General features: G+C 32.5%; 26 protein-coding genes and 2 pseudogenes. 12 read left to right on the top strand and 16 right to left on the bottom strand.

The features are described from left to right. Window positions 1–98: 98 nt before the first annotated feature. From GB234_RS06665 to GB234_RS06705, 9 genes are all read right to left on the bottom strand, one after another. On the bottom strand, window positions 99–935 hold the full coding sequence (locus tag GB234_RS06665; RefSeq protein WP_151893775.1) for an ABC transporter permease: 837 nt from the start codon (window positions 933–935) through the stop codon (window positions 99–101). A 6-nt stretch (window positions 936–941) separates the two neighbouring features. After that, window positions 942–1856 (bottom strand): ABC transporter ATP-binding protein, encoded by a 915-nt coding sequence (locus GB234_RS06670; protein WP_151893776.1) that lies wholly within the window; start codon window positions 1854–1856, stop codon window positions 942–944. A gap of 171 nt (window positions 1857–2027) precedes the next feature. Further along, complete coding sequence (locus GB234_RS06675; RefSeq protein WP_151893777.1) at window positions 2028–3086, bottom strand: nucleoid-associated protein; 1059 nt, start codon at window positions 3084–3086, stop codon at window positions 2028–2030. 101 nt (window positions 3087–3187) lie between these two features. Further along, window positions 3188–3715 (bottom strand): IS1096 element passenger TnpR family protein, encoded by a 528-nt coding sequence (locus GB234_RS06680; protein ID WP_151893778.1) that lies wholly within the window; start codon window positions 3713–3715, stop codon window positions 3188–3190. Window positions 3716–3948: 233 nt separating this feature from the next. Further along, the gene (locus GB234_RS06685) at window positions 3949–4986 is read right to left on the bottom strand and encodes a COX15/CtaA family protein (protein ID WP_151893779.1); all 1038 of its coding nucleotides are present in this window, start codon (window positions 4984–4986) and stop codon (window positions 3949–3951) included. Then, entirely contained in the window at window positions 4979–5521 is a 543-nt protein-coding gene (locus tag GB234_RS06690; RefSeq protein ID WP_151893780.1) for a GNAT family N-acetyltransferase, read from the bottom strand. The genes GB234_RS06685 and GB234_RS06690 overlap by 8 nt, the downstream gene beginning before the upstream one ends. Further along, on the bottom strand, window positions 5521–6942 hold the full coding sequence (locus GB234_RS06695; protein WP_151893781.1) for a CCA tRNA nucleotidyltransferase: 1422 nt from the start codon (window positions 6940–6942) through the stop codon (window positions 5521–5523). The genes GB234_RS06690 and GB234_RS06695 overlap by 1 nt, the downstream gene beginning before the upstream one ends. A gap of 137 nt (window positions 6943–7079) precedes the next feature. Next, entirely contained in the window at window positions 7080–7640 is a 561-nt protein-coding gene (locus tag GB234_RS06700; protein ID WP_151893782.1) for an L-threonylcarbamoyladenylate synthase, read from the bottom strand. After that, on the bottom strand, window positions 7637–8536 hold the full coding sequence (locus tag GB234_RS06705; protein ID WP_151893783.1) for a glycosyltransferase family 2 protein: 900 nt from the start codon (window positions 8534–8536) through the stop codon (window positions 7637–7639). The genes GB234_RS06700 and GB234_RS06705 overlap by 4 nt, the downstream gene beginning before the upstream one ends. A 74-nt stretch (window positions 8537–8610) precedes the next feature. Here GB234_RS06705 and GB234_RS06710 point away from each other — a divergent pair, with 74 nt between their 5' ends. After that, window positions 8611–9558, top strand: a complete 948-nt coding sequence (locus tag GB234_RS06710) for a WaaS/CpsH family glycosyltransferase (RefSeq protein WP_151893784.1) — start codon at window positions 8611–8613, stop codon at window positions 9556–9558. On the opposite strand, the gene GB234_RS06715 is transcribed toward GB234_RS06710, so the two are convergent. Then, a complete protein-coding gene (locus GB234_RS06715) occupies window positions 9550–10614 on the bottom strand; it encodes a glycosyltransferase family 4 protein (protein WP_151893785.1) in 1065 nt (354 codons plus the stop codon). The two genes, GB234_RS06710 and GB234_RS06715, sit on opposite strands and share 9 nt — an antisense overlap. A 48-nt stretch (window positions 10615–10662) precedes the next feature. After that, window positions 10663–11424 carry a glycosyltransferase family 2 protein gene (locus GB234_RS06720; RefSeq protein WP_151893786.1) on the bottom strand — a complete coding sequence of 254 codons (762 nt, stop codon included), beginning with the start codon at window positions 11422–11424 and terminating at the stop codon, window positions 10663–10665. A gap of 62 nt (window positions 11425–11486) precedes the next feature. Here GB234_RS06720 and GB234_RS06725 point away from each other — a divergent pair, with 62 nt between their 5' ends. Then, window positions 11487–12191: a polysaccharide deacetylase family protein gene (locus GB234_RS06725; RefSeq protein ID WP_151893787.1), complete on the top strand. Its 705-nt coding sequence runs from the start codon at window positions 11487–11489 to the stop codon at window positions 12189–12191. Window position 12192: 1 nt separating this feature from the next. Here GB234_RS06725 and GB234_RS06730 read toward each other — a convergent pair whose 3' ends face one another. Continuing rightward, window positions 12193–12930, bottom strand: coding sequence for a glycosyltransferase family 2 protein (locus GB234_RS06730; protein WP_151893788.1), 738 nt, complete (start codon window positions 12928–12930; stop codon window positions 12193–12195). 271 nt (window positions 12931–13201) lie between these two features. On the opposite strand from GB234_RS06730, the pseudogene GB234_RS15345 reads away from it, so the two are divergent. Both GB234_RS15345 and GB234_RS15350 read left to right on the top strand, forming a co-directional pair. Continuing rightward, window positions 13202–14017 (top strand): annotated as a pseudogene (locus tag GB234_RS15345) (glycosyltransferase family 2 protein); the annotation flags it as partial. 36 nt (window positions 14018–14053) lie between these two features. After that, window positions 14054–14896, top strand: a pseudogene (locus tag GB234_RS15350) (glycosyltransferase family 2 protein); the annotation flags it as partial. 24 nt (window positions 14897–14920) lie between these two features. Here GB234_RS15350 and GB234_RS06740 read toward each other — a convergent pair. Beyond that, window positions 14921–15502 carry a class I SAM-dependent methyltransferase gene (locus GB234_RS06740; RefSeq protein ID WP_151893789.1) on the bottom strand — a complete coding sequence of 194 codons (582 nt, stop codon included), beginning with the start codon at window positions 15500–15502 and terminating at the stop codon, window positions 14921–14923. Window positions 15503–15504: 2 nt separating this feature from the next. Then, window positions 15505–16584, bottom strand: coding sequence for a glycosyltransferase family 9 protein (locus tag GB234_RS06745; RefSeq protein WP_151893790.1), 1080 nt, complete (start codon window positions 16582–16584; stop codon window positions 15505–15507). Window positions 16585–16769: 185 nt separating this feature from the next. On the opposite strand from GB234_RS06745, the gene GB234_RS06750 reads away from it, so the two are divergent. The 3 genes from GB234_RS06750 (at window position 16770) to GB234_RS06760 (ending at window position 19927) form a co-directional block, all read left to right on the top strand. Continuing rightward, the gene (locus tag GB234_RS06750; protein ID WP_151893791.1) at window positions 16770–17525 is read left to right on the top strand and encodes a lipopolysaccharide kinase InaA family protein; all 756 of its coding nucleotides are present in this window, start codon (window positions 16770–16772) and stop codon (window positions 17523–17525) included. Window positions 17526–17700: 175 nt separating this feature from the next. Further along, window positions 17701–19281: a DUF4139 domain-containing protein gene (locus GB234_RS06755; protein ID WP_151893792.1), complete on the top strand. Its 1581-nt coding sequence runs from the start codon at window positions 17701–17703 to the stop codon at window positions 19279–19281. A gap of 64 nt (window positions 19282–19345) precedes the next feature. Continuing rightward, window positions 19346–19927, top strand: coding sequence for an alpha-ketoglutarate-dependent dioxygenase AlkB (locus GB234_RS06760; RefSeq protein WP_151893793.1), 582 nt, complete (start codon window positions 19346–19348; stop codon window positions 19925–19927). 64 nt (window positions 19928–19991) lie between these two features. On the opposite strand, the gene GB234_RS06765 is transcribed toward GB234_RS06760, so the two are convergent. Continuing rightward, window positions 19992–20960 carry a lipid A deacylase LpxR family protein gene (locus GB234_RS06765; RefSeq protein WP_151893794.1) on the bottom strand — a complete coding sequence of 323 codons (969 nt, stop codon included), beginning with the start codon at window positions 20958–20960 and terminating at the stop codon, window positions 19992–19994. A 127-nt stretch (window positions 20961–21087) separates the two neighbouring features. On the opposite strand from GB234_RS06765, the gene GB234_RS06770 reads away from it, so the two are divergent. From GB234_RS06770 to GB234_RS06790, 5 genes are all read left to right on the top strand, one after another. Then, window positions 21088–21486: a GlcG/HbpS family heme-binding protein gene (locus GB234_RS06770; RefSeq protein WP_151893795.1), complete on the top strand. Its 399-nt coding sequence runs from the start codon at window positions 21088–21090 to the stop codon at window positions 21484–21486. 241 nt (window positions 21487–21727) lie between these two features. Continuing rightward, window positions 21728–22228, top strand: coding sequence for a GreA/GreB family elongation factor (locus GB234_RS06775; protein ID WP_151893796.1), 501 nt, complete (start codon window positions 21728–21730; stop codon window positions 22226–22228). Between the two features lie 184 nt (window positions 22229–22412). Beyond that, window positions 22413–22922, top strand: coding sequence for a DUF3124 domain-containing protein (locus tag GB234_RS06780; RefSeq protein WP_151893797.1), 510 nt, complete (start codon window positions 22413–22415; stop codon window positions 22920–22922). A 1-nt stretch (window position 22923) separates the two neighbouring features. Then, window positions 22924–23532 carry a MarC family protein gene (locus GB234_RS06785; protein WP_151893798.1) on the top strand — a complete coding sequence of 203 codons (609 nt, stop codon included), beginning with the start codon at window positions 22924–22926 and terminating at the stop codon, window positions 23530–23532. A gap of 465 nt (window positions 23533–23997) precedes the next feature. Further along, complete coding sequence (locus tag GB234_RS06790) at window positions 23998–25086, top strand: alpha/beta hydrolase (RefSeq protein WP_151893799.1); 1089 nt, start codon at window positions 23998–24000, stop codon at window positions 25084–25086. 92 nt (window positions 25087–25178) lie between these two features. On the opposite strand, the gene GB234_RS06795 is transcribed toward GB234_RS06790, so the two are convergent. Then, window positions 25179–25994 (bottom strand): 2,3,4,5-tetrahydropyridine-2,6-dicarboxylate N-succinyltransferase, encoded by an 816-nt coding sequence (locus tag GB234_RS06795; RefSeq protein ID WP_151893800.1) that lies wholly within the window; start codon window positions 25992–25994, stop codon window positions 25179–25181. Window positions 25995–26081 lie beyond the last annotated feature (87 nt).

Below are 26081 nucleotides of genomic sequence, written 5' to 3' on the forward strand. Positions count from 1 at the left end.
AATTACAAATAAAACCAGCGTGTAACTACCTTGCTAGAGTATAGTTTAATGACGGTTGTGTTTTATTCTGAAATTTGACTTCGAAGGTTATGGGTATATTACAAATCTCTTCGTTTTAATATAGCGTAGCTTCCGTAGATAAAAATAGTGGTCCAGATTAAGACAATTAAAATTGTATACCACTGTACATTATAATCTTTATTAAATTCTTCGCCTACTTGATTAGCAAGAGTTTGTACACCGCCAAGTCTTGTAACGGGTTCTTTTATTAAATCTGCCATAGATTCTAAAGGAAAAAAATTGATGATTTTCTCAGCGATTTCAGTTCCTTTAAATAATTGCCATTTTAAAACTCCATAAATTATTCCTTCAATAATTTGCCATATTACTAAAAAGCCTAATGCAAAAGCAGAGCGTTTTACAAAAATGCCTAAGAATAAACAAAATGAGAAAAACCCAACCAACTTAATAAAATATGCTAGTAGGTATTCCATATCTCTGAAAACAACAGCTAGCTCTGTGTGGTCTGAAAAGAAAAACCCAAGTATTAACGAAACTAAAAACACAAATACTGTAGATATTGCTGCAAACATTAAAACGGTAAGAAATTTAGACGTAATAAATTCCTTTTTGCTCATACCATCAATTAAGTTTTGTTTGAGTGTGCGATAGCTATATTCATTAGACATCATAGACACTATGATTATGGCAAGGAATAATTTTAAAATACCAGCAACGTAAGTATTAAAGTGCCAGATAAATGGGAAATTAAAAAATCCTTGGTCAGCAATTCTAAAATTAACTTGTGCAAAATTAAACTCGATTGATGCAATTAATGCAATTGCAATTATGAGAAGAAAGTAAACTGCGGTAATAACTTTTGCCGCCTTGTTTAATTTTATTTTTTGGATCTCTATAGATAGTAATCTAAGCATGGCGGTCTAGTTTAGCGTTGGGTTGGTTGTATTTTTTGTAAGTTCTAAAAATTGCTCTTCAAGACTTTCTTTGCGTTTTACTAAGTGTGATAAAGTAATGCCTTTTTCAAATAATAATTTATTGAGTGATGCAGCGTCAATTTCTTTAGTGAGATAGGCAACTATTTTTTCGCCTTCGGTTTTAATGACTCCAAAATTAGTATCAGCCTCTAAAACTTTTTTCAAAGCTTCCATATCTGCACATTCCATAGTAACAAAACCAAAACTTGCATTCATACCATCAACAGAACCTACGTACAAGCTTTTTCCTTTACGTAAAATTACTACATGGCTACACACTTTTTCAACCTCATCAAGTAAATGGGAGGCTAATAAAATAGTAGTGCCTTCAGAAGCTATTTTCTTTATAATTTCTCTAATTTGATGAATTCCTTGTGGATCTAGACCATTTGTAGGTTCGTCTAAAATCAAAATTTCGGGGTCATTTAAAAGTGCTGAGGCAATTGCCAATCGCTGTTTCATCCCTAATGAAAATCCTTTGAATTTATCATTTTGACGCTCTAGTAAATCAACTGTTTTTAAGGCTTTTTGTACTTGCGTAACTGGTACCCCTTTAATCTTGCAAACCAACTCTAAATTTTGTTTTGCAGTCATATATGGGTAAAAGTTAGGACTTTCAATAATTGCTCCTACTTTTTTCAAAGCGTTATGCGTTGAAGTGTTTCCTCCAAACCATGCAAAATCTCCAGCAGTTTTATTTACAACATTTAATACAATACCTAGAGTGGTTGATTTGCCACTACCGTTAGGGCCAAGTATGCCATAAACATTTCCTTTTTCAATACTGAATGATAAATCATTAACAGCAACGAGTTTCCCAAATTTTTTAGTAAGATTTTTAATTTCAAGAATGGTTGACATAGGAATTTGGTTTTAGGTCTTATGGGTATGACGAATTAGGGTAGAATTTGTTACAGTTTTGAACTTTTGCTTTTTTTAAGCTTTAATTATTACTCCAAATAAAAAATCTCAAACCTTAAGTATTTTAAACTTTTTTAGGTTTGAGATTGGTCTTTTTAAATTATAAAAATCTTAAGATTTTTGCTCCTTGTTAAAGTACACCAGATAATAGTACATTTGTTTTTCCTCATCCCAACCCTTTTCTACAAACTTGTCTGCGCTGTCTGAGTTAATGAAATCCATTTTAATCTGGATATTTGTATCAAGATTGATAACATTTTTAATCTTTTTTCTTGCATCACTAACAGCTGTATTTGCAATATTAAAAGATGTTAAATCTTCAATTTTATATTTAGGAGCTTGCTCGGTTTTGTAATGATTAAATTCTGGAATCAAATCTGGGTTTTCAATCACTTCATTCATGAAAGCACTTTCGTTAAACGTATCGTTTTTAGCAAAGTGATTTACTGCCCTATTCATGAACATCACTTCCTCTTTTTTGTCTTCAGCAGGTAGTACAACATCTTTCGCAAAGTCTTGACAGAACTTTAAATACTTTTTTGTGCGAAAATTATCATCCTCACATGCATCAACCCCTAGAAAACTTTCTAACCAGTATTTGGCATCGTATCGATTACTATCAACACTCAAAATTTTATAACCTTCTTCCTTGTGCGTGTTGAATATAATACAACCTTTATCTAGTTTGTTCAAGTTCACACCTTGTTGTAATAAAGCTTCTAGTTGCGTGTCAGTCTCTTTAAATTGAAGAAAGTCTTGTTTCAATTCGCTCTTAAAAATCCCAATGGCATCCATTTTCACGTTGTCCAGTTGTACATTTTCTAAATAGGCAACATATACTTCTCCACTTTTAATAAGGGGATGAATAGACTGGTCGTAAAGATGCTTTGTTATCTTTTTACTTTCCTCATGAATAGACTCAGGGTTGCCAAAAATTTGAGCAGCACAGTTATAAATTTCATGAAAATCTAAATCTACTTCACCAGTAAAATTGAAATAATTTTCTTCTTTGTCTCTAAATGGTTTCAAGAAAAACTCTTTTAATAGCGGAGTAATCTCATCATCCATTTTGTAAGGCTCAGATGATAATAAAATAGGCTCATTCTTACTCTTATTCCCCACACGGTGAATAGATAAAGAAGCAATATGTGTTGTATATAAATTTATCATTTAAATGCTTTTTTTGCCTTAATAGGCTTTGTTTTGGGTACTTCGGAAATATTAATTAATTAACATTCTAGCCTAACGACTTAAATTATCTGTTTATTTATTTAATTCCAATTCTCATCAAAATCCAAAGATTCATAATCATCAGCATCCATGCCATAATCGTCATCACCGTATTCATCATCAAAAGGATCGCCGTCTAGATTTTCACTTACAAATTCTGGTTCTTTAGGCTCAAAAGGAACTTCTCCGTGTGAGTACATCACGTTAGGATAAGTCATTCCAGATTCTTCTTTGGCAATATCAGCAAGTTCGATAATGAATGTCCACATTAAAAGAAAATCGTACACGTAAACTAAATTACGGTCATCTTTATTAATGATATTTTCAAGATAAGTTTCGCCCATTGTAATGACAGGTTCATCTTTTTCGCCCATATCAAATTGTGCAATTTCAAGCAATTGTTCCCATTGCTCATTGCTTGTGTAGAATGAAGCCATCTCACTACCATCAAATCCAAATGACTGTAAAATTACATTATTAAAATCTTCAAATGAAGCTTCACTTTGTATTTCAATATCACGAAAAACTTCGTCGTCACTGTTTAAAATAACTCTAAATCTATAAATCATTACTGCATAAAATTAAGTGGGCAAAGGTACTTTTTATTGTGGGTTTTTACTAGCGGTGTTGTCACATTTCCGAAGTGAGTTTTAAACATTTTTTTTGCTCAATGGGAGTTGATGAGTTTTGGGATTTAAAGAAAAACCTTATTCTTTATTATAAGTTAAATTTTACTTAAACAATTTGACTTTAAGGGGTGACAGTGATAACGTAATTTCAGCTTACTTATAGTCTCTTCTTTTTATTTTTGTAGCGTAACGGCTTTTCTTTTAAGATCAAAGCTTCCAGCCTCCATTGCTACATAAAATTGTACTCCAAAAAGTAACGAAGCGACTATTAAATGAGCTGGTTGTGATAAAGCTGGAAAATCAAAATAGTACATCGCCATTCCCGTAGCAACTTCAAGCCCAATTAAAATGAGAACCCAGTTCATTTTTTTTAACCCGTAATTAAGTTTTCTATTGGTATAAAATAATGAAAGATTGAGCACAAGTACAATAACTGAGAATGTGCGGTGAATGTAGAATTGTAGCGTAGGGTTTTCTAGCCATAATGATTTAGCTTCATATCCTACAATATCAACTGTTTCGTCAACGTGTTGACGTACTTGTGTCCCTAAAATTACTTGCACTAGTGTTAATAATAGCGCAACTAATAAGAGCTTTTTATAATTATTGAATACCTTAATTTCTGTTCTATTTTCTGCTGAAATATATAACAAGTAAATAAGTACTGCGACAATCACTAGCGCCATAACCATATGGATAGTAATTTTCACTGGCGATAGTACTGAGTAGACAACCGTTGCTCCCAGCCAAGCTTGAAATACAATCATAAAAACACTCACGATTGAAAGAATTGTAATACGTTTTCTATGTTTCCATTTCCAAATGGAAAGTATTGCCATTGCAAGTATAGCAAGTCCTGAGAGCGCACCAAACAATCTATTTATATATTCAATCCACGTGTGCCAAACGTTAAATGTGGCGTAGTCGTGTTTTGTGTATGTTTCCCAGTTGCGTTCATCATAGGTGGTTGAAGTTGTAAAATTTACTGTTGCAACTTTTAGTGATTCGCCAACAATAATTACGTGCCCTTTTTCAAAAGTACGCTCCGGCGCCCATTCTAACACAGAAGCTTCCGTAGGAGGAATGTAGTATCCAAAACATTTAGGCCAATCTGGACACCCCATGCCAGAGCCCGTCATGCGTACCATGGCACCTGCAATGATGACAAGGTAAACAAGGATTAAAGCAATTTTGACCGATTCTCTATACATGGTTTACTTTTTTTTGATATTCAGATTTGGTGAGTTTATACCAAAATAAATCTACTGTTTCTCCAGGATATGGCTTTGTGTCATTGTGAGCAAAACCAAGTTTTTTTAATACAGAAGTCGATGCAAGATTCTCTTTTTCAACAAATGCTATTAGTTGTGATAATTTTAGAGTGTCAAAAGCATAAGTAATTATCGCTTTAGAAGATTCTGTAGCTATTCCTTTTCCCCAATATTCTGGTAAAAAGCGATAGCCTAAATCTGTTTGGTTTATTTCTGAAATATATTTTAAACCATTAAACCCTATAATTTTGTTAGTGGTTTTATCTATCACAGCAAACCTACCATATCCATATGTGTCATAATCTTTTAGCCACACATTCTTAATTAAACTAACTGCCTCTTCAATTGTTTTTAAAACAGTATTGCTAGTATATTTTTGTACCTCAGGGTTTGAGCTAAAACAAAAAACACCTTTTTCATCACCAATTTTAAATGGGCGAATTAACAATCGTTCTGTTTCTAAAACTAGGTCCATTAATTTATTGACAATCCTAATTCTTTTCCTTTTTTAAGCATCAATGCCTTTGCTTCTTCATAATCGTTTGAAATATCTCCTTCTAAGATTGCTTCTTTAATTGCATCTTTAATAATTCCAATTTCTCGCGATGGTTTTAAATTAAAAGTCTTCATTATTTCTTCACCAGTTACGGGTGGTTGAAAATTACGTACTTGATCACGTTCTTCAACTTCAACAATTTTATCTCTCACGAGTTTAAAATTATTGTGATAACGTTTAAATTTTTTTGGATTCTTTGTGGTAATATCTGCTTCGCATAATGTCATTAAATCTTCAACATATTCTCCAGCGTCAAATATGAGTCTGCGTACGGCACTATCTGTCACATCACTTGCTAGTACAATAGGGCGGGAGCTCATTAACACCATTTTTTGAACAAATTTCATTTTGTCATTTAATGGCATTTTTAAACGCTTGAATAATTTATAGACCATTTTTGAACCCACAAATTCGTGTGCGTGAAATGTCCACCCCACTTTTTTATCAAATCTCTTCGTAGGAGCTTTTCCTATATCATGTAATAATGCTGCCCAGCGCAACCATACGTTATCTGTTGTCAGCGCTATATTATCAACCACTTCAAGCGTGTGCCAAAAGTTATCTTTATGTCTTTGTCCTTCCTTTTCATCAATACCTTGCAGCGCAAGAAGCTCTGGCATTATGTGAGGTAATAGATTTGTTTTATGCATTAGCGCAAATCCTATTGAAGGAACGGGAGATGCTAAAATTTTATGAAGCTCATCTACAATACGCTCATTTGTAATGATTTTAATGCGTTCTGCGTTGCGAGTAATGGCATCCAGTGATTCCTTTTCTATCGTAAAATTAAGTTGCGTAGCAAAACGAATAGCGCGCATCATACGCAAAGGGTCATCACTATATGTAATATCTGGATTTAATGGTGTACGAATAATTTTATCGTCTAAATCCTTTACACCATCAAAAGGGTCTAGTAATTCTCCAAAAGTATCCTCGTTTAAACTTAGTGCAAGCGCATTAATTGTAAAGTCTCTGCGGTTCTGATCATCTTGTAACGTTCCGTTTTCTACTTTTGGGTTACGGCTATCTTTAGTATAGCTTTCTTTGCGAGCTCCAACAAACTCAAGTTCAACACCAGCGGTTTTTAAAGCAGCAGTACCGTAAGTTTTAAAGATAGCAACTTTAGGCTTATGTGATAAGTTTTTAGAAACCTCTTTAGCAAGTTCAATACCGCTACCTACTGCTACAATGTCAATATCTTTAGCATCACCACGTTTTAATAAATAGTCCCGTACAAACCCACCAATAACGTATGCATCTAATGAAAGTGCATCTGCCGCTTTTGAAACGGTATTAAATACTGGGTTTTTTAAGGCGTTTTTGTATGTAGGCTTTGACACAGAAATATTGTTTTTGCAGACTACAAAAATAACACTGATTTAGCGGAAAACCTTGTTTGAATCCTGTAATTATTCCTTCTTTTTTACTTCAGAAATATTAAATAGTTGCTATAATCTAGTTTGATTAAACAATGTAATTATTCTCTAATAATCTTTACATGCCCATCTTTACTTAATTTTATAATAGCAGAAGGCTTTTCACTTTTACCAGTGCGGTTAAGGTCAACGATGTAATCTACACCATATAATATTTCTTTTGAAATTTCACTAAAGCTTCCAGGAGTCTTTTGTCCACTAATGTTTGCTGAGGTTGAAACAATAGGACGACGAAATTTTCTACAAAGTTGTTTACAGAAATCGTCTTGAACAACGCGTATTGCAAGTGTATTATCAGAAGCGATGATATTTTCAGAAACTCTAATGGGGTCATCATAAATAATTGTGGTGGGTTTAGCGGCATATTTCAAAATATCATAAGCCACTTCAGGAATATCTTCCACAAACTGGTTAAGCATTTTAAAATCATTAACTAAACAAACCATGGATTTGCTCTCAGCTCGTTGTTTCAATTTGTAAATACGGTCTATTGCATCTGGGTGTGTTGCGTCACAGCCTATTCCCCAAACTGTATCTGTAGGGTATAAAATAATTCCTCCGCGCTTTAAAACAGCGAGTGCGTTTTCAATTTCGGTTCTCATGGTTTAGTTTGTTTATAACGTAGTGAATTGTCCATCCTATTTTCGTTTAGTATAGTAGGCCGCAAGTAGCTTTTTTTCTTTTTAAACAAAAATAAAAGTGATAAGTAATTTTTAATTAGTAAATATCTAAAATTTCCGAAGTGCTTCTTTACCACATATAAATACGAAATGTAACTCTCCATATTTATGGCCTTTGAAGTTCCAATACTCACACCTTGGATATGAGTAATTCTAGCCTCTGGTACTAAAGCAGCTGTAAAATTGTGCTTGCGTAATCGCTCGCAAATATCCATCTCCTCCCAATATAAAAAAATAGATGTATCAAACCCACCAATTTTTTTAAACACTGAGGTTTTAAAAAATAGAAATGCACCATTTACCCAATCTACTGTGATAGGTGTTGAATATTCTTTATTTCTGTTAGGATAGCGTTTTGAATTAATGGCCTCTAAAAATCCACGACCAAAAAGTAGCCTTCTTATTCCTTTATTATGATCAAAAGAGGGTACAAATTTACCATGCTCGTCATAATTTTGAGCTGTGGTAACACCTACTTTTGGGTGTGATTCAGAATAGGATTTCAAAATTGCTATACAATCATTTAGAAGAAAAGCATCATTATTCAAAAACAAGAGGTAGTTAGCATTTGCAAGTTTTGCACCCATCATATTTCCGCCGCCAAAACCTGTATTTATTTCACTTCGATGTAAAATAATATTAGTGGCAATGGGAAAATTTGATTCAAGGTTTTTATAATCTAAAGTTTTTGAACAATTATCAACTACTATTATTTGATACGAGTTTGATTTGTTAGTGTGTTTAATAACAGCATCAATACATTGTAATGTGTATTTTGAACTATTATAATTTATCAATATGACTGCTACGTCAAACATTATTGCTTTTTTCTTATTTTCGTCAAAGATACAATAGCCTAAGGGTTTAATGTTATAAAGAAAAGAATATACATTTGAAAAAAATTACCATCATTACGCCTTATGCATTTTCTTATCCATCACACATTGTAATTGTGCTTAAGAATACCGCTGGTGTTGATGCTGCAATTATATATCTAGACGAACCAGCTTTTATCTATCAAAACCTATTTCATCGAGTACAAAATTTTTTATCAAAAACGTTTTTAAAGAAAAATCTAAAAAAAACATTTGCTACAAAAAGAATTTTAAAAGAGCTTGCCATTAGAGGACAACAAGATGAAATATTTGTCATTCGTCCAGATTTGCTTGAAGATACAATGTTGAAACTTATTAAGTCACAGACTAATAACATGGTAGCGTATTACTGGGATAGCACTCGCAGATTTCCTAGAATGATTGATGTTGCACCGTTTTTTGATACGGTTTATAGTTATGATAGACAGGATGTTAAAGTACATAACTATTATTTTTTAACTAATTATAATTTTTATGAAGCTTCAGTTTTAGCAAAGCCGAAATATAACTTCTTCAACATATCAACTAACGATTATAGACTTCCTTTACTAGAAAGAATAGCTGAATATATAACGTCAAAAAAATGGTCACAGCAAATTTTAGTTTATAATAAAACTGAAATTGATGTTAAATATGTAAAATGGATTGATGCTCAAATTGCAACTAAAGATGTTAAGGCACTTATAGAAAATTGTAGTATTATAGTAGAGATTCAACGTAGTGAACAAATAGGGCTTTCTTTTAGAGTTTTTGAATCATTAGCATTAGAGAAAAAGCTAATTACAACAAATAGAGATATTGTTAATTACGATTTTTATGACTCAAATAATATTCTAGTTCTTGACATAGAAAATATACACATACCCAATTCATTTGTTACAACACCTTATAAAAAAATAGATAAAGATATTGTTACATATTATCACATTGATTCTTGGGTTAATCGCGTATTTAAATTAGAGTAGCGATTTATAAACCTCAAGATATTGTTTTGCGGTTTCATTCCAGTCAAAACTCTTTGCGCGTTTGATATACCAATCTTCAAAAATAGGCTGGTTTTTCTTAAAAGTTTGCATGCCTTCTTTAAGTATTTTAGCCATATATTCGGGCTCATAATGGTCCCAATAAAAGCTGTTGTCACCACCTATTTCTGGTAGAGAAGTGTTGTTTGAAAGAAATACAGGTTTGCCAAAATACATGGCTTCAATAGGCGGAATCCCAAAACCTTCTCGATGTGAAGGAAATACAAAAGCTTCACAATTTTGCAAATAATAATATTTTGCAATATCTTCAATTTTACCTGTCTGGAATACGCGGTCATTAAGCTCATATTCTTCAACTAAATGTGTCAACTTATTTGCGTAAATTGATGTATTATTTCCTGCCAAAACCAAATCATATTCTGGCGTATGTTTTAACATTTTTACTAAACTGATAAAATTTTTCCGTTCGCTAAAATCTCCAATAGAAAATAGATACGGCCGCTCTGTTTTTATTGAAGGTTTAAACGTTTTTGGGATGTTAACTTTAGTAATAGTATTGCCGTTGTAAATAACATATTCTGGTACATTGGGAACAGTAAAATGTGCATGCGTATCTTCCTTTGCAAAATTAGAAATATAAACAATGCCATTGCATCGTTTTAATTTTGCTTCAAATTTTTGTCGTAGTTTTTGCTGTAATCCTTCAGAGCCTTCAGTAACAAAATGTACGTCGTGCACTGTCAAAATATATGGGATGTTGTAGAAAGGTTCAATTTTAATATTCTGATTTAGACAATGCCAAACATCATATTTTTTCTTAATTCTAAAAGGTTTGTGGCGCGTAATGCTTTTATATTTTCTGTAATAAAAACTTGTGCCAAATTCCTTTTTTAAAGAGTCAACGTCCTTTGCATGCAAGGTAATATTCATGCCCGAAGTATCCTGTTTGGCGAGTGCTTTTATCAAATGATAATTGAACTGTCCAAAGCCAGAGAATTTGTTTTTTAAATTATGCGATTCTAAAAATACTTGGTGCATTATTCTGTTTATTGAGCCTTTATGCTTTTAATTTTACAATATAATGTTTCAATCAATATTACGATACAGCAACCACAAATTTACATACCTTTTAAATACTGAAAATGCACTCACGTATGCTAAGATAAAACCTTCTTTGCCATCAAGAATACCTAATCTAAAAAAAAATTGATTTACAAATCGATACCACGGTCTAAATAAAAAATGGTATAGTGTAGGCTTTTTCTTTTTCGCATATAACATCTTTGCTTGCAATGCACTATATTGATGCATTTTACCAGTATAATTGTCAAATGATTTATACGTGTAATGTGGCAATCTATTTTTTAAATGTGCTGTTTCACCTTTTGCCTCTAGTGTTTCGTGCACTAAATTATCGTTGTAATTACAGTAATTTTTATTGAAAACACGAATCACATTATCATTTTGTAATCCACTATATTTTATACGTTTGCCCATAAAATGAAACTCTCGATTTACATAATAAGCAATTGCTTTTGGGTTTTTTAGCGTTTCAACAATTTCGTTAGCGAGCGGTTTTGTAATTTCTTCATCAGGGTCAAAAAAAACCACCCAGTCATTATTTGCCTTAGAAATAGCAAAGTTTTTTTGTGCAGAAAAATTATCAAATTCACGTTGAAAGACTGTTACTTTTTTATTTTTTGAAGCAATAGCAACAGTGTCATCAATACTTTGCGAATCTACAATGATAATCTCGTTAGCAAACCAAAGACTATCTAGGTAGCTTTGCATACCGCTTGCTTCATTGAGTGTGATGGCAACTGCCGAAATTTTTGGTAGATTTTCCAATCGGTTTGTTTCGTTTGGGTGTAAAAGTACTAATTTTACAGTGATAAACATCGATAACCTCTATGGCGAAACTTCCTATTTTAATGTATCACAATATTGCTGAAACCGAAAGTAATGGGCTCACAATTAGCGCTACAAAAATAGAAGAGCAGTTTAAATATTTGGCTAACAAAAATTTCCGAAGTTATCATTTTAGTGAATTGAATGACTACTCAAAATTGCCTGGAAAGAGAAACGTGGTTATTACTTTTGATGACGGTTTTCTAAGTCAGTTAGAGTTTGCAGTTCCGCTTTTAAAGAAGTATAATTTAAAAGCTACTTTTTTTATCCCATTAGCTTATTTGGGTAAAAATGATGCTTGGCACACGAAGAGTCTCCCTATAATGACTTCGGAAATTTTAAAAACATTAGACCGATCAGTTATTGAATTAGCCTATCATAGTTACCATCACAAAAAATATCATGAGCTTAATATTTCAGAAATAAAGGAAGACACACGGCTTAGTATAGAAACAGTTTCTAAAAATGAACTTTCATTTTCGCCAGCAATCGCATACCCTTATGGGAAATTCCCAAAAGCAAAATTTTTAAAACAAAAATTTGTAAACCATTTAGAACAAAAAGGTTTTAAATATGGATTAAGAATAGGGAATAGATTGAATAAATTTCCATTTAAAAATAAGTTTGAAATCCAGCGAATAGATATTAAAGGGGAGTATTCTTTTAAAAAATTTAAGCAGAAACTACGCTGGGGTAAGTTTTTTTAATTTATCGCATACCTTTTTGTAATAAACGCAACTTTACATAACGTTCAAAAACACCGTAGGCATTTACTGCGGCAACGGTTAATCCTGGTACCCCGTCTTTAAAGCCTCCTTTGAGAATGAAGCTTCTAAAAAAACGGTAGCTAGGTTTTATAAAAAAATGAAACCAAGTAGCTTTTTTTCCTTTATTATAAAGTTGCTCTGCTTGATACCAAGCATAACTTTCTTTTTTTGTAATGTAATTTGTGAGTCCTTTATAGGTGTAATGGAGCATTTTATTTTCTAATTTTCCTGTGCTTCCTTCACACGTTAACTTCTCATGTACTGAGCCACTATAATTAGCCCCGTTTCTTTTTACCAATCGCAACACATCATCACTATGGCTATATAAAAAACGATTCATGTAAAAATGAGGGAAATTAATTTTGTATCCGCCGTGTTTTGGGTTGGCGATGGTTTTTTTAATTTCTGCTTCTAAGGATTGTGTTACGCGTTCATCAGCATCTACAAATAGTACCCAATCACCCGTGGCTTCTTGTAATGCAGCATTTTTTTGACCGCTAAAGTTATCAAATTCACGTTGCACAATTTTAGTCACGTAGGGCTTGGCAATTTCAATAGTTTTATCTTCAGAAAAGGAGTCGATTAAGATAATCTCATCAGCAAATGCAACACTCTTGAGCGCATCTTCAATGTAGGCGGCTTCGTTATAAGTAGGTATAATTACAGTGAGTGTTGGCATATGGCAAAAGTAAGTAAAAAGCTTGAAGTTGAGAGTGCGGAGCTGGGAGTTTAAATGAGGGAAAATATGAAGTATAGAATTTAAAAACAGCATTTTTTTACCTGACTTTTTAGGTTTAAGATTACATCTCTAATTTTTAAATACAGATTTTAAATGCTAACTCAATGGTCTATTTGTTTAAAATTTCAGAAGAGAGACTATTAAGTTTTTTGATCATTAGTCAATCATTATCTGTCTTATATCTCCCAGCTTTTTTTCTATCTTTGTAGCCATGAAAACGATTGATACTTCTATCATAATAAGTACTTATAACGCAACCGAATGGTTGGAAAAAACGTTGTATGGATATAACAATCAAACGTATAGAATGTTTGAAATTGTGATTGCTGATGATGGCTCAAATGATGAAACAAGACAGTTGTTAGAGCGTTTACAAAAGGAAGTTTTTTACCCAATTGTTCACGTATGGCATGAGGATAATGGTTTTCAGAAATCTGAAATTTTAAATAAAGCTGTTCTTAAATGTAGTACTCCTTATATTATAATGAGTGATGGAGATTGTATTCCACGAAAAGATTTTGTTGAACAACATGTTAAGTATAGAGAGGAAGGTTTTTTCTTGAGCGGAGGTTATTTTATGTTGCCGATGGGTATTAGTGAGGCAATTACAAAGGATGATATTTATAATGAGCGTTGTTTTGATTTAAAATGGTTAAAGGACAATGGCCTCAATACATCATTTAAAAATAACAAATTAACTGCAGGAAATGTAACGGCATCAATTTTAAACTTGATTACACCTACAAATGCTAGTTGGAATGGTCATAATGCATCTGGTTGGACTAAAGATATTATTGCAGTAAATGGCCTTAATGAAGAAATGCAATATGGTGGGCAGGACCGTGAATTAGGTGAACGTTTATTTAACTTAGGAATTAAAAGTAAACAAATAAGGTATAACGCTATTGTTGTTCATCTTGATCATCCACGTGGCTATAAAAATGAAGCTTCGATTAAGAAAAATCAGGCTATTCGTAAAGAAACGCGTGAGTATCAAAAGCAATGGACAACTGCAGGGATTGTCAAAGATGCACCACATAAAGCTGCGGTTTCTATAATTTTAAGCACCTATAATCAACCAGCCTGGTTGGAGAAATCTCTTTGGGGATTTGAAACCCAACTAGCAAAAGATTTTGAAATTGTTATTGCAGACGATGGTTCTGGGCCAGAAACGAAGGCAATGATTGATAAATTTAAATCAGAGTCAAAGTTAAGTATTATTCATGTTTGGCAAGAGGATGATGGGTTTCAAAAAACCAAAATATTAAATAAAGCTATTCAAGCTTCAAATGGGGAGTATTTAATTTTTAGTGATGGTGATTGTATTCCTAGAGAAGATTTTGTTGCAAAACATTTAAAAAACAGGAAACGAGGACACTTTCTGTCGGGTGGATATTTTAAGTTGTGCATGGAAATTTCAGAAGCTATTACAAAAGAGGATGTAGAAAAGCAAAGGTGTTTTGACGCTCAATGGCTTTTAGACAATGGTCAAAAAAAGAACTTTAAACTTAATAAATTAACTTCTCAAGGTTTAAAAGAAACATTCTTAAATACATTTACCACCACCACACCCACTTGGGATGGTAATAATGCATCTGGATGGCGAGATAATATTCTTGCGGTAAATGGTTTTGATGAACGTATGCAATATGGTGGAGAAGACCGGGAGTTAGGAGAGCGCCTTTCAAATTATGGCATTCAAGGTATTCAAATACGTTATAGTGCAGTAACTGTGCATCTTGACCACGCCCGTGGTTATGTAACAGAAGATATGATTTTTAAAAACAAAGAGATTCGTAAGAATACTAGAATTGAAAATAGTGTGTGGACGGAGTTTGGTATAATAAAGGGAGGGAAGGGGACTACTGCTGCTCGATCAGCTGGTACTTCCATAAACTCAATTTAACAACTTTTTTCAATTATAAGTTTTTTATTTTAAACCATATACTCCAACCTTCCAGTACCTTAATTCCTCGTCAGTCTTTACTATTGTAAAATCTAATTCTTTTAAAATTGTACTTTCTTTAAAGAATTCCCAGCAACCGTGACCTTCTCTATAAATAGAGGTAATTATAATTCCGTTAGGATTTAATGCGCTAATCATTCTATCAATAACCTTTTGCTTTTTTGTGTCGTGGATGTAATAGAAAGCTTCATTGAAAACAATGACATCAAATTTTTGTTTAGGTTGATAAGTGATAGCATCTGCCGTTTCAAAATGTGATTTAGGCAAGTTTCTTTCTTGTGCCTTTTTTATAGATTCTTTTGAAAAATCCAAGCCTAAAAAGTAACTGTAATCTTTTTCATCCATTCGCATAGTTAGGACTCCATCGCCAGAACCAATGTCCATTATACTTGGATTATTGTTTCCAAATTTATCAATATAACGTACAATTTGCTGGTAGCGCTTTAATTCTTTTTCGCTGGCAAGACTATCCCAACGTCCATTTTTATATTGCTTGTCCCAGCGCATTTTTCTGCGCCAATGGTTAAATTTATCAAGTATATTCATGGCTATTTTTTTGCGTTAGAAAGATGATGCTCAAGAAATGGTTTTAATTTGCTGAGGATCAATTCTGGTGTAAGTTTATCGTAAAGCTCGTCTGGCTTTTCTTCAATTTTCCTTCTTTCTTCTAGAGTAAAGGTGTTGAATAAATCTGGCTTTTCTTCTAATAAATGAATGGAATCGTGCGCTTTACCATCTTCAAAACTACACCAGTGTTCTTTATTTACATATGGCGAATAGATTGTAAACGTAGGCACTTCTAGTGCTTTTGTAATATGCACGCTACCGCCTTCGTTTGAGACAAGCAGGTCGCTTTGATTCATTAATTTTATAAAACCACGAATTGAGTCTTCGTAGATGTCAACATTAATCTGGTCTTTATTCTCACACAATTCATATATTTTAATTGCTTCTACTTTTTGATGTGGCGCATAGTTGAATAGGAGTGTAGTATTGTATGTTTTAGTAATATAATTTATAATTTCTGCTATATAACTATACGGCATTGATTTTTGAGGTGTGCTCCCTAGCACCCCTAACATAATTACAGGTTTTTTTAATTCTTTAATGGGGTTGTAATTCTTCTCTTCTTCAGTTAAAAAAATTTTTGGCGCGTATTCTGGATTTTCTATTCCAAATACTTCATCAATCATATTAATTCTATCCTCTATTGCTTTTCCGCAGTCCTTCGTACGGTGTTCTTTAAAATTTATAGGGTGTGTAAAAAATGGAAGTTTTAGTGTCTTATGCGCTCGTTTAAATCCAATGCGATATTCGGCTGTGCTAAAAAGGCAAATCAATCTACTTTGCAATTTTGAATAAGGGTCAAAAATAATATCGAACTTCATATTTCTAATTCTCCGTATCATTCTTAAAAGCTCTAACGGCTTTTTTAAAACTTTTTCTTGTACCGAAATGATGTGGTCAATATTAGGATTGTTTTGTAAAACACCCGTAGTGTAATCATACACAAAATAAGTAATTTCGCTCTGCGGAAATACCTGTTTAATATTATTAGCAATCACCGAAGAGATGAGTACATCACCAATCCTTTTGTTTTGAATTACGAGTATTTGTTTGCGTTCCATTATCTTCGCAAAGTACCGTTTTTTTGAATTTAGGGCAAATGTGTGTTTGTTGATTTATTAGTTTTATTAAAGTAGTTCATTGATTGAAAAAACACAGTGTTTTAGTTAGCCGTCTTTAATCGTTTAATGGTAGTTATAAATATTTTCTGTCATCTGTGGCTTTATAGTGAAAAGGAATAAATAAAATGAAAGTTAATAATAACCTTGCAATAAATCCAGCCTATTCTCATCTTCTTGGTGAGTTAGTTGCTGTACTTCAGGATTTTGAAAATCAAGGAGAGTATGTGACAAAAGGCGAGAGAAATGTTATTAAAAAAGCTACAATCCAAGGAGTTAAATTAAATATTAAAAAATTTAAAACACCTAATTTTTTCCAATCACTCGTTTATCAATTTCTTCGGAAAAGTAAAGCTAAACGCTCTTTTGAGTATGCGAATATACTTACTAAAGTTGGCATTAAAACTCCGTTGCCAATTGCGTTTTTAGAGCAGTTTAGGTTTGGTTTAAAAGAAAGTTTTTATGTAAGTGAGCACGTTGAATATGATCTCGATTTTAGAGTGCTTAACCATAGTCCCAATTATCCCGAACGCGACGAAATTTTACGCCAAATGGCAACGTTTACATTTAAACTCCACGAAAACAACATTAATTTTTTAGACCACTCGCCAGGGAATACACTTATTAAAAAAACTGAAAATAATACATTTAACTTCTACCTCATTGATTTAAATCGTATGCGTTTTGAATTGATGGATTTAAAGAAACGCATGCATAATTTTAGAAGGCTTTGGTTGTCTAAGAAGATGATAAATGTCATGGCGCCAGTATATGCCGCATTAGTTGGTTCGCCAGAAGATGAGGTGCGTCAATTAATGCAGTTATATAGTAAGGAATTTCAAGGGAAGGTTAATAAGCGCAAGTTGCGAAAGCGTAGAGGGTAATTTATAATCAAAGAAGATAATTTTTAGGTTGATTACTATTTCCGAAGCAAATATAATTAAGCCATTTTTTTTATTACCTTTTCAAAACTAACATTTCACTCATTTAAACGATGGCTTTGCTCATTTGCTATTTATAATTTGCTATAACTGGGTGTAGCTTTGAAAAAAAAATATCATGAAAAAATTTCATTTTTTATTTCTGTTGCTTGCGAGTATTTCTGCACTGGCACAAACGGAAGTCGCTTCAAAAATTGAGGCTGTTAAAATATTTACAAATAATGCTCAAGTTACAAGAGATGCTTCATTTATTACAACACTGGGAAAGCAGGAAGTTGTGTTAACGGGTATTTCGACTACTATAAATCCCTCAAGTTTGCAGGTGTTGTTTGATAATACAAATACGTTATTGTTATCTGCTAAATATGAAAATAATTATCTGAATTCTAAAATTAATAATCCAGAAATAGAAGGTTTGAAAACAGAGTTAGAAACCATAAATGATGACTTAGAGTGGTTGTCGCACCAACGGACTAGCCTTCAAGGAATGCTGCAAATACTTGAGAAAAATCAAGATTTAGGGTCTGGCACTTCTAGTTTTACACCACAACAGGTGCTAGAATTGAGTAATGTGTATCGCACAAAATTCCTCCAAATTAAAGAAGAAATGAGAGCGCTTGATAAAAAGGAAAAACCATTGCGAGAAAAAGCATCAAAGCTTAAAGGACAGCTGGCAGAATTGAATGCAAAATTTAATGTTCCTAGTGGAAATATTGTACTCCAAATAGAATCTAAAAAAGCAGAACGTATTAATTTAGATTGCAAGTATATTGTGAATAATGTGGGGTGGAGCCCAATTTATGATTTGAGATCTGGCGGCATTATAGAAAATGTAAATCTTACTTATAAGGCGAGTATTTATCAAAATACGGGGCTAGATTGGGATAATGTGGATCTAACAATTAGCACAGGAAATCCATCACAAAATAATAACAGACCTATTTTAAGTCCATTGTATGCTTCTATTTATGAGCAACAAATGAGAAGAGAATATGATGCTGTTATGGAGGAGGTTGAAGTTTCTAGTATGAATATGGCGTATAAACAAAGTGCAGATGGTGTAAACCCTACAAGTGTTTCTGAAAATCAGTTGACAATTGACTTTAAGATTTTAACCAAGCAATCTATAGCAAGTGATGGAAAAGAAAATCTAGTGGGATTACAAACCTTTGAATTAGATACGGAGTATGTATATCATACGGTGCCCAAACTAGACAGAAGCGCTTATTTATTAGCTAAAATAACAGATTGGAGTCAATATAATTTAGTTGCCGGTAAAGCAAATATTTTCTTTGAAGGTGCTTTTGTGGGTACTTCAAATATAAATCCTAAAGTAACGGCAAAGGAATTATTAATTTCTATGGGTGTTGATAATAGTATTGTTGTGGAGCGCACACCAATTAAAGAATATACTTCTTCAAAGTTTATTGGTAGTAACAAAAAAGAAACGATAGGCTACGAGATTACGGTTAAAAACAAAAAAGCAACACCAATTAAAATAGAAATTTTAGACCAAATACCTGTATCTCAAAATAAAAAAATAGAGGTAGAAATAGAAGATAATGGAGGTGCTGTTTACACAGAAGACATTGGGAAACTGCTTTGGACAATTAATTTACAAGCAAGAGAGACGGTGGTTAAAAAGTTTATGTATAGTGTTAAATATCCTAAGGATAGTGGTGTGATTGGGGTGAAATAATAATCTCTTTATATTCAACATCTGCGAATATTCAAAAATTTCCCAGTACTAAAAAAGTCACGCAATGAAACAACTTATAGATGTATTTAATTATCATGAAGATTTTATGTCTATTCAAGAAGCGAATGAGTTGTTTGAATATTTGATGGGTATAAAGACGCTCACCAGTATGCTAGAAATAGACACTGAGACCGGTGATTCTTTTACCTTTAATTTTGGTAAAATGATATTTGTTGATAAAGAGCTAAAAGAACAAAACAGATTTCCTAAGGAAAACTGGGGTAAAAGCTTAGAATGGTCTAAACATATTATTCCTCTTAAAAAACGAATTGAACAACACACAAATTGTGAGTTTAAAACCTGTGTATGTATTTTTTATCCTGATGGAAACTCAGGAGTAGATTATCATGCAGATAAAATAGCATTTGGTGATACATCAATAATTCCAGCCATAAGTTTAGGTGAAGAGCGACCATTTAAGTTAAGAGAAAATAAATCTAGGAAGGAGATAGGGTTATTTTTAAAACATGGGAGTTTGTTGATTATGGGAGCTAGATGTCAAGATGATTTTGAACATAGTCTCCCCGAGGATGCCAGCTTTAAACAACCAAGAATAAGCTTAACCTTTAGAAAAGTGGATGAATAAATACTGTTTTTAGTTTAGTTAAAAGTTATAATATAGCTAATGATTTCAGTAAAAAAATAAAATTCTAAAAAGTAAATCCTATTTTGATTCCACCCCATTTAGCAGTGCTACCTGTAACAAACTCTTTAGTAATAATCGCCTGCGAATATTCAAAATAAAGTGTTTTTGTTTTTATGACAAGTCCATAATTAAATTGCCCAGTCACTCGCTCTACATCTTTAGAGGCAATAGTGTATGGGCTTTTTTTATTAAATACGCCGCCTTGTAATGTAGCGTCGTATCCTATTAAACTAACAATAGGTTGTGCATAGCCATATATTTTAAAACCGCTTCTTTCTGTAATAGAAGCAAAAGGTTGATTGATAATCCCAAAAGTTGTATTAAGACCTAAAGAGGCATTAGTAAAAAGAGTTCCCACTTTTGCATTTGTTGTGGCTTGTAGCGAAAATAGATCGCTCAAATTAAGTAATTGTTTTTCGTAGCCTATCTCATAGTTGAGGACGATGTCATTTTTAATTTGGTGTCGCCATCCTAAGGGTGTTTTGTTCCCAGTGGCTTTATGGATACCTACTTGCATTTCTTCCCCAAAAGCTGCAGGGCCCATAAACCCTAAATTAAAAGAGGACGTGAATCTGGTTCTCTTTTCGGTATTTGTGGCAATCATAAAACTCTTTAACATAATCGACGCAGCAAAGGGCCTGTCACCCACTTGGACTTCGGGGAGTTCGTAGCGGTTGGGTGTAAACCCTAAATGTTCCACAGCTAGGCCATAGCGTGTTTCAGTAGCCTCATCATTTTGTTTATAAAACAAATGGTTGAACGGATTGGTTTTGAAATAGGGGAGTACTAACTCAAGACTATATCCTTGTGTATAATTCTCATCTGTCGCTGCAAAAAAGTCATTGTCGTAGTTAAATCTAAAATAGTTAGCACTTTTTATATCCCTAAAGGACACCATGTTGTCAATTTTTTGAGCTTTGGAAATTTGTAAACAAAAAAGGACAATGGAAATAAGAGTAAAAGCGTTTCTCATATTTAATATACGATGGTAGTAACAGCTTGGTTTTCCTAGTATTATTAACAAAACCTTCACGTGTTAACATTGTTTTTATGAGGATAAATGTATATTATTAGTGTATAAAGTTTTAAATAAAAACACCATGAATATTACACTAGAACAAGCAGAAAAATTAATAAAAACAGCAAAAGAAAAAGCTAAAGCATTAGATACAAAAATGAATATAGCCATTGTTGACGCTGGTGCAAATTTAGTTGCATTTGTACGTATGGATGGCGCTTGGCTAGGCTCGCTTGATATTGCAATTAAAAAGGCAAAAACAGCTCGTTATTTTGATATGAATACTGGTTCAATTGGTGAGTTGTCACAGCCCGGAGAGTCATTGTTTAATATTGAACATTCAAATAATGGGCTTATTACTTTTCCCGGAGGTGTGCCAATTAAAAATGGAAAAGGAGAAATTATTGGCGCTATTGGAGTAAGTGGAAGCTCTGTAGAAAATGACCACGAGGTAGCAGATGCAGGAGCAAAAGCAATCTAAAAAAAATAATATATTTTTTTGAAAAGGGATGATTTAAATGTATCACTCCCTTTTTTATAATTACTGAAAAATTTTTTAGGCTTTATAGCTAACTTATTTTAAACACTGCAAATTTGTTGATGTGTAATATTTCAGAAATAAATAGCGTTGCTGAAATGTTATTAGTTTAACTTAATTTAATTACAGCAATATTATAGTGAACAAATAAACCTAATATGTACTTACAATATATTAAATTAATATGAGTAGAGGATTTGTAAAAGAAGATGACCAAGAGGAAATTCCCATTGTACCACCAAGAGCAGATTTGCCAGATCGTGTTACAAACTATGTTACTCAAGTAGGAATGGACGCACTTGAAAATGAAAAGAATGCACTAATAGCTAGTAAAGATATTGTTGAAGCTATAAATGAAAATGAAAGACGGATTACAATTAATTACATTAATGCTAAGTTGCAATTGCTCAAAAACAGAATAGCCTCAGCAAAAGTGGTTGATTTAGAGAAACAAAATAAGGACAGGGTGCTTTTTGGCGCGAAAGTTACTTTAAAAATAAATAATGATAATAAACTACAGCAATTTCAACTTGTAGGTGTTGATGAAGCTAATATAAGTAAAGGGAAAATTTCATTTATATCTCCAATTGCAAAAATATTGATAAATAAAAAAGAGGGAGAGAAAGCAGTTCTTAAATTAGTGAAAGAGGATAGAAGCTTCGAAATTATTAAAATTAAATACTAATATTTAATATCATGATTTTAATGTAGTATAAAACCATAAAATTTAAAATTTGGTTTTTGTAAATCATGTATGCTTAATTATATTTACATAGATTAACTATCTTTAATTTGACATTTTTAGTTTAATGCCTTAATCTTCTTTAAATTAAAAAAATATCATGTAATAACCACCAACTCAACATAGAATGAAACTATTGCTCGCAACATTTTTAACCATAATTTCATTAACGTCTTGCATAGAAAAGAAAGAAATTAGTTCATATAATTCAGAAAACTGGTCAAAACGGGCTATTAATATTTCGGCGAAAGATTCGCTTGAGTATGGTAAATCTTACCTTTCTGTTTATTCTGAAATTTATAGTATTTCTGAACATAGAAAACATGGCCTTACAGCGATGGTAAGTTTAAGAAATACAAGTGATACAGATACCATATACTTACTCAAATCTGAATATTATGACACTCATGGTGTAAGTATTAGAACTTATTTTAATGAACCAATATATTTAGCTCCATTAGAGACTACAGAGATTATCATTGATGAGCTTGACGTAACAGGAGGCACAGGATCAAACTTTATCTTTGAATGGAAAGTACCTAAAGACTGTCCAGAACCTTTGTTTGAAGGAATTATGAATTCTACAAAAGGGCAACAAGGACTGTCATTTACAACGCACGCTGTACGTATTAAATAATATGATTGAATATTTAACCACCTTATTTTTTGTTTTTGCTGTTATAGATCCCATAGGTTCAATTCCCGTATATCTTGAAGCTACAAAAGAGTTTGATAAACTTCACAAAAAGAAAATTGCTATTAGAGCATCAGTAATCGCATTTTTTATTCTATTATTTTTTATTGTAATAGGGCAATTAATTTTAGAAGGGATGAAAGTTTCTTTGGACGCCTTTCAAATCTCTGGAGGAGTTATTCTTTTTCTTTTTGCTTTAACGATGATTTTTGGTGATGGAAAGCCAGAACAGGAAAAAAATCATATTACAGACTATAAACATGTTACAATTTTTCCAATTGCTATTCCTTCAATCGCGTCGCCAGGAGCAATTATGGCTGTTGTATTAATGACAGACAATCATATTTATACAATACAACAACAAGGAATAACAACCTTACTAGTATTAGTAGTTGTAGCTTTAACATGTTTAATTTTATTAATAGCAAATAAATTACAAGAACGTATAGGAGATTACGGAATAACTGTTATTAGTAAAATAATGGGATTGATATTAGCTTCCTATGCAGTACAAAGTATATTGAGCGGTATTAGTGCTTATTTTCTGTCGTAGAAAATTTTTTCTATAATCTCCTGCTACAATTTTCTACAATTACACAATAGTGTAAAATTTATAATTTAATTATTTACAAATCCAAAAGCTGAAGATATCCCTGAATTTGCGTGATTTTAAATTATCTTATTTTTAAAGTCTCTACCAAATAAACAAATCACGTTAACAAGTTTATTGTTTTAATATTTCTTTCTTAAAAAATATCATTAATAGTTTTTTTTGATTTAAAGCTTACAATATACTGATTGATAGCTTATAAGGCTTTTTTTATTCTTTTTTCGATGACTTATAATTATATGTAAATGTTAAAATAATATGAATTTTAACGATTATATTTGCATTTAATCTAATTTAATGTAGCTTTGTTGCCGATTATTCTTATAAAAACTCTACATAATGTACGAGGGTTTAAAAAATAAGGACCTGTTTAATTCAACAGATTAAGGTTAACAATAATAAACGAAAATGGAATTCAATATATTTAAAAGAGTTGTTTTATTTTTTACAGTTTTTGTATTTATATCCTGTAGTAAAGAGGATTTAATTATAAATGACACAAATGAGATGTCATTTGAGGATAGTTCTATTGAGTTAGAGCCTATAATTGAATTAGACCCCTTAATTGAATTTGATTTTTCAACTTCTCCCATTGACTTATTAGGAACAGATGCTCAGTTTGTAAGTGATATTCCATATGATGAGTTTGATAAAACAAGGTTTGATTTTTTTATGCCTAACAGCTCGGCACCAACTGGATTAGCGATTTTTATTCATGGAGGAGGATTTATAGCAGGAGACAAAAGTTTTATTTATAATTCCACAAATTCGGCACACGTTATTAATCTATTAGAAAATAATATTGCAGTAGCTTCTATAAACTATAGGTTATTAGATCAACAATTTGAAACAGAGGGAGTCCTTAAATGTTTGCATGACGCTAGGCGGGCGGTACAGTTTATTAGGTTTATTCATAATGAATTAAATATTGATAAAAATAATATCGTACTCTATGGCAGCTCAGCGGGGGCTGGTATTTCATTATGGTTAGGGGTACATAATGATTTTAGAGATGAAAGTAATGTTGATCCCGTTTTAAGAGAAAGTTCAAGAGTCAAAGGTGTTAGTCTTGGAGGAGTACAAGCAAGTTACGATATTGAAAATAGATGGGTGCATGATGTTTTAGGCGAATTTGATACAACATGGGAAGATCTTATTTTAGAATTTGGTACTGAAAGGTTTTTTCAATTTTATGGAGTTCACACCATTGAAGAATACAACAGTCCGGCTATAGATCGATATAGAAAAGATGTAGATATGTTATCTATGTTATCTACAGATGATCCTGAAATTTGGGTGGAAAACACACATTATGAGAATACAGAACCTCATACATTAAACAGTTTAGTTCATCATCCTTATCATGCAAAGGCAGTTAAAGATTATGCAGACGCTGTGGGAGTCCCAAACGTTAGTTATTATGGAAACCCTATACTTTATAGTGACCCGAGCGATGAAGCTTATATCGATTTTATTATTAGAAAGATAAATGAATAGACTAAGCTATAACTGATTTTAAATTTCAGTAGTTAACAAAAGAGCACTCATATTCTAAAATATGAGTGCTTTTTTATTTAATTTCTTTGACCTTAAACCGCCACATCATATTCTCTTAAAGCATCATTTAAGGATGTTTTTTTATTTGTGCTTTCTTTGCGTTTTCCAATGATTAGTGCGCAAGGTACTTGAAACTCACCAGCTGAGAATTTTTTTGTGTAACTTCCCGGAATTACTACAGAGCGTGCGGGAATTACACCTTTGGTTTCAATAGGAGTATCGCCAGTTACATCAATGATTTTAGTACTCATAGTCAATACAACATTAGCACCCAACACAGCCTCTTTTTCAACACGCACACCTTCCACAACAATACAGCGAGACCCTATAAATGCACCATCCTCAATTATCACGGGAGCAGCTTGCAATGGTTCTAGGACACCACCAATACCCACACCACCACTAAGATGCACATTTTTGCCTATTTGTGCACAACTACCCACTGTTGCCCACGTGTCAACCATGGTTCCTTCATCCACATAAGCACCTATATTGACATAACTTGGCATCATTATAACACCTTTTGAAATATAAGCTCCGTGCCTTGCAACTGCATTAGGTACCACTCTAATTCCCTTAGCCTGATATCCTTTTTTTAACGGAATCTTATCATGATATTCAAATATCCCTGCCTCCAGCGTTTCCATTTTTTGAATAGGGAAGTACAATACTACTCCTTTTTTAACCCATTCATTAACTTGCCAGCCATTTGCAGTAGGCTCTGCACAACGCAATGTACCTGCGTCACAAAGTGCCACGACTTCTCTAATAGCAGCAATAGTTGTTGCATCGGTTAATAAAGAGTGATCATCCCACGCTTTTTCTATGATATTTTGTAAATCTTTCATGTGTTATATTTCAGTATTAAATCTTAATTTTTTTATGTACTTCGGAAATTTGCTGCGCCGTAAAAATAATTTATACAAAATAAATAT

This window comes from Patiriisocius marinistellae, from assembly GCF_009014635.1.
GTDB lineage: Bacteria > Bacteroidota > Bacteroidia > Flavobacteriales > Flavobacteriaceae > Patiriisocius > Patiriisocius marinistellae.

Bases quoted from the DNA above. Each gene is read 5' to 3' on its own strand.
- GB234_RS06760 (WP_151893793.1), top strand. From the start codon at position 19,346: ATGAAACAACTTATAGATGTATTTAATTATCATGAAGATTTTATGTCT.
- GB234_RS06775 (WP_151893796.1), top strand. From the start codon at position 21,728: ATGAGTAGAGGATTTGTAAAAGAAGATGACCAAGAGGAAATTCCCATT.
- GB234_RS06755 (WP_151893792.1), top strand. From the start codon at position 17,701: ATGAAAAAATTTCATTTTTTATTTCTGTTGCTTGCGAGTATTTCTGCA.
- GB234_RS06730 (WP_151893788.1), bottom strand. From the start codon at position 12,930: ATGCCAACACTCACTGTAATTATACCTACTTATAACGAAGCCGCCTAC.
- GB234_RS06780 (WP_151893797.1), top strand. From the start codon at position 22,413: ATGAAACTATTGCTCGCAACATTTTTAACCATAATTTCATTAACGTCT.
- GB234_RS06680 (WP_151893778.1), bottom strand. From the start codon at position 3,715: ATGATTTATAGATTTAGAGTTATTTTAAACAGTGACGACGAAGTTTTT.
- GB234_RS06665 (WP_151893775.1), bottom strand. From the start codon at position 935: ATGCTTAGATTACTATCTATAGAGATCCAAAAAATAAAATTAAACAAG.
- GB234_RS06705 (WP_151893783.1), bottom strand. From the start codon at position 8,536: ATGTTTGACGTAGCAGTCATATTGATAAATTATAATAGTTCAAAATAC.
- GB234_RS06790 (WP_151893799.1), top strand. From the start codon at position 23,998: ATGGAATTCAATATATTTAAAAGAGTTGTTTTATTTTTTACAGTTTTT.
- GB234_RS06685 (WP_151893779.1), bottom strand. From the start codon at position 4,986: ATGTATAGAGAATCGGTCAAAATTGCTTTAATCCTTGTTTACCTTGTC.
- GB234_RS06785 (WP_151893798.1), top strand. From the start codon at position 22,924: ATGATTGAATATTTAACCACCTTATTTTTTGTTTTTGCTGTTATAGAT.
- GB234_RS06750 (WP_151893791.1), top strand. From the start codon at position 16,770: ATGAAAGTTAATAATAACCTTGCAATAAATCCAGCCTATTCTCATCTT.
- GB234_RS06745 (WP_151893790.1), bottom strand. From the start codon at position 16,584: ATGGAACGCAAACAAATACTCGTAATTCAAAACAAAAGGATTGGTGAT.
- GB234_RS06765 (WP_151893794.1), bottom strand. From the start codon at position 20,960: ATGAGAAACGCTTTTACTCTTATTTCCATTGTCCTTTTTTGTTTACAA.
- GB234_RS06715 (WP_151893785.1), bottom strand. From the start codon at position 10,614: ATGCACCAAGTATTTTTAGAATCGCATAATTTAAAAAACAAATTCTCT.
- GB234_RS06740 (WP_151893789.1), bottom strand. From the start codon at position 15,502: ATGAATATACTTGATAAATTTAACCATTGGCGCAGAAAAATGCGCTGG.
- GB234_RS06670 (WP_151893776.1), bottom strand. From the start codon at position 1,856: ATGTCAACCATTCTTGAAATTAAAAATCTTACTAAAAAATTTGGGAAA.
- GB234_RS06700 (WP_151893782.1), bottom strand. From the start codon at position 7,640: ATGAGAACCGAAATTGAAAACGCACTCGCTGTTTTAAAGCGCGGAGGA.
- GB234_RS06675 (WP_151893777.1), bottom strand. From the start codon at position 3,086: ATGATAAATTTATATACAACACATATTGCTTCTTTATCTATTCACCGT.
- GB234_RS06770 (WP_151893795.1), top strand. From the start codon at position 21,088: ATGAATATTACACTAGAACAAGCAGAAAAATTAATAAAAACAGCAAAA.
- GB234_RS06725 (WP_151893787.1), top strand. From the start codon at position 11,487: ATGGCGAAACTTCCTATTTTAATGTATCACAATATTGCTGAAACCGAA.
- GB234_RS06690 (WP_151893780.1), bottom strand. From the start codon at position 5,521: ATGGACCTAGTTTTAGAAACAGAACGATTGTTAATTCGCCCATTTAAA.
- GB234_RS06795 (WP_151893800.1), bottom strand. From the start codon at position 25,994: ATGAAAGATTTACAAAATATCATAGAAAAAGCGTGGGATGATCACTCT.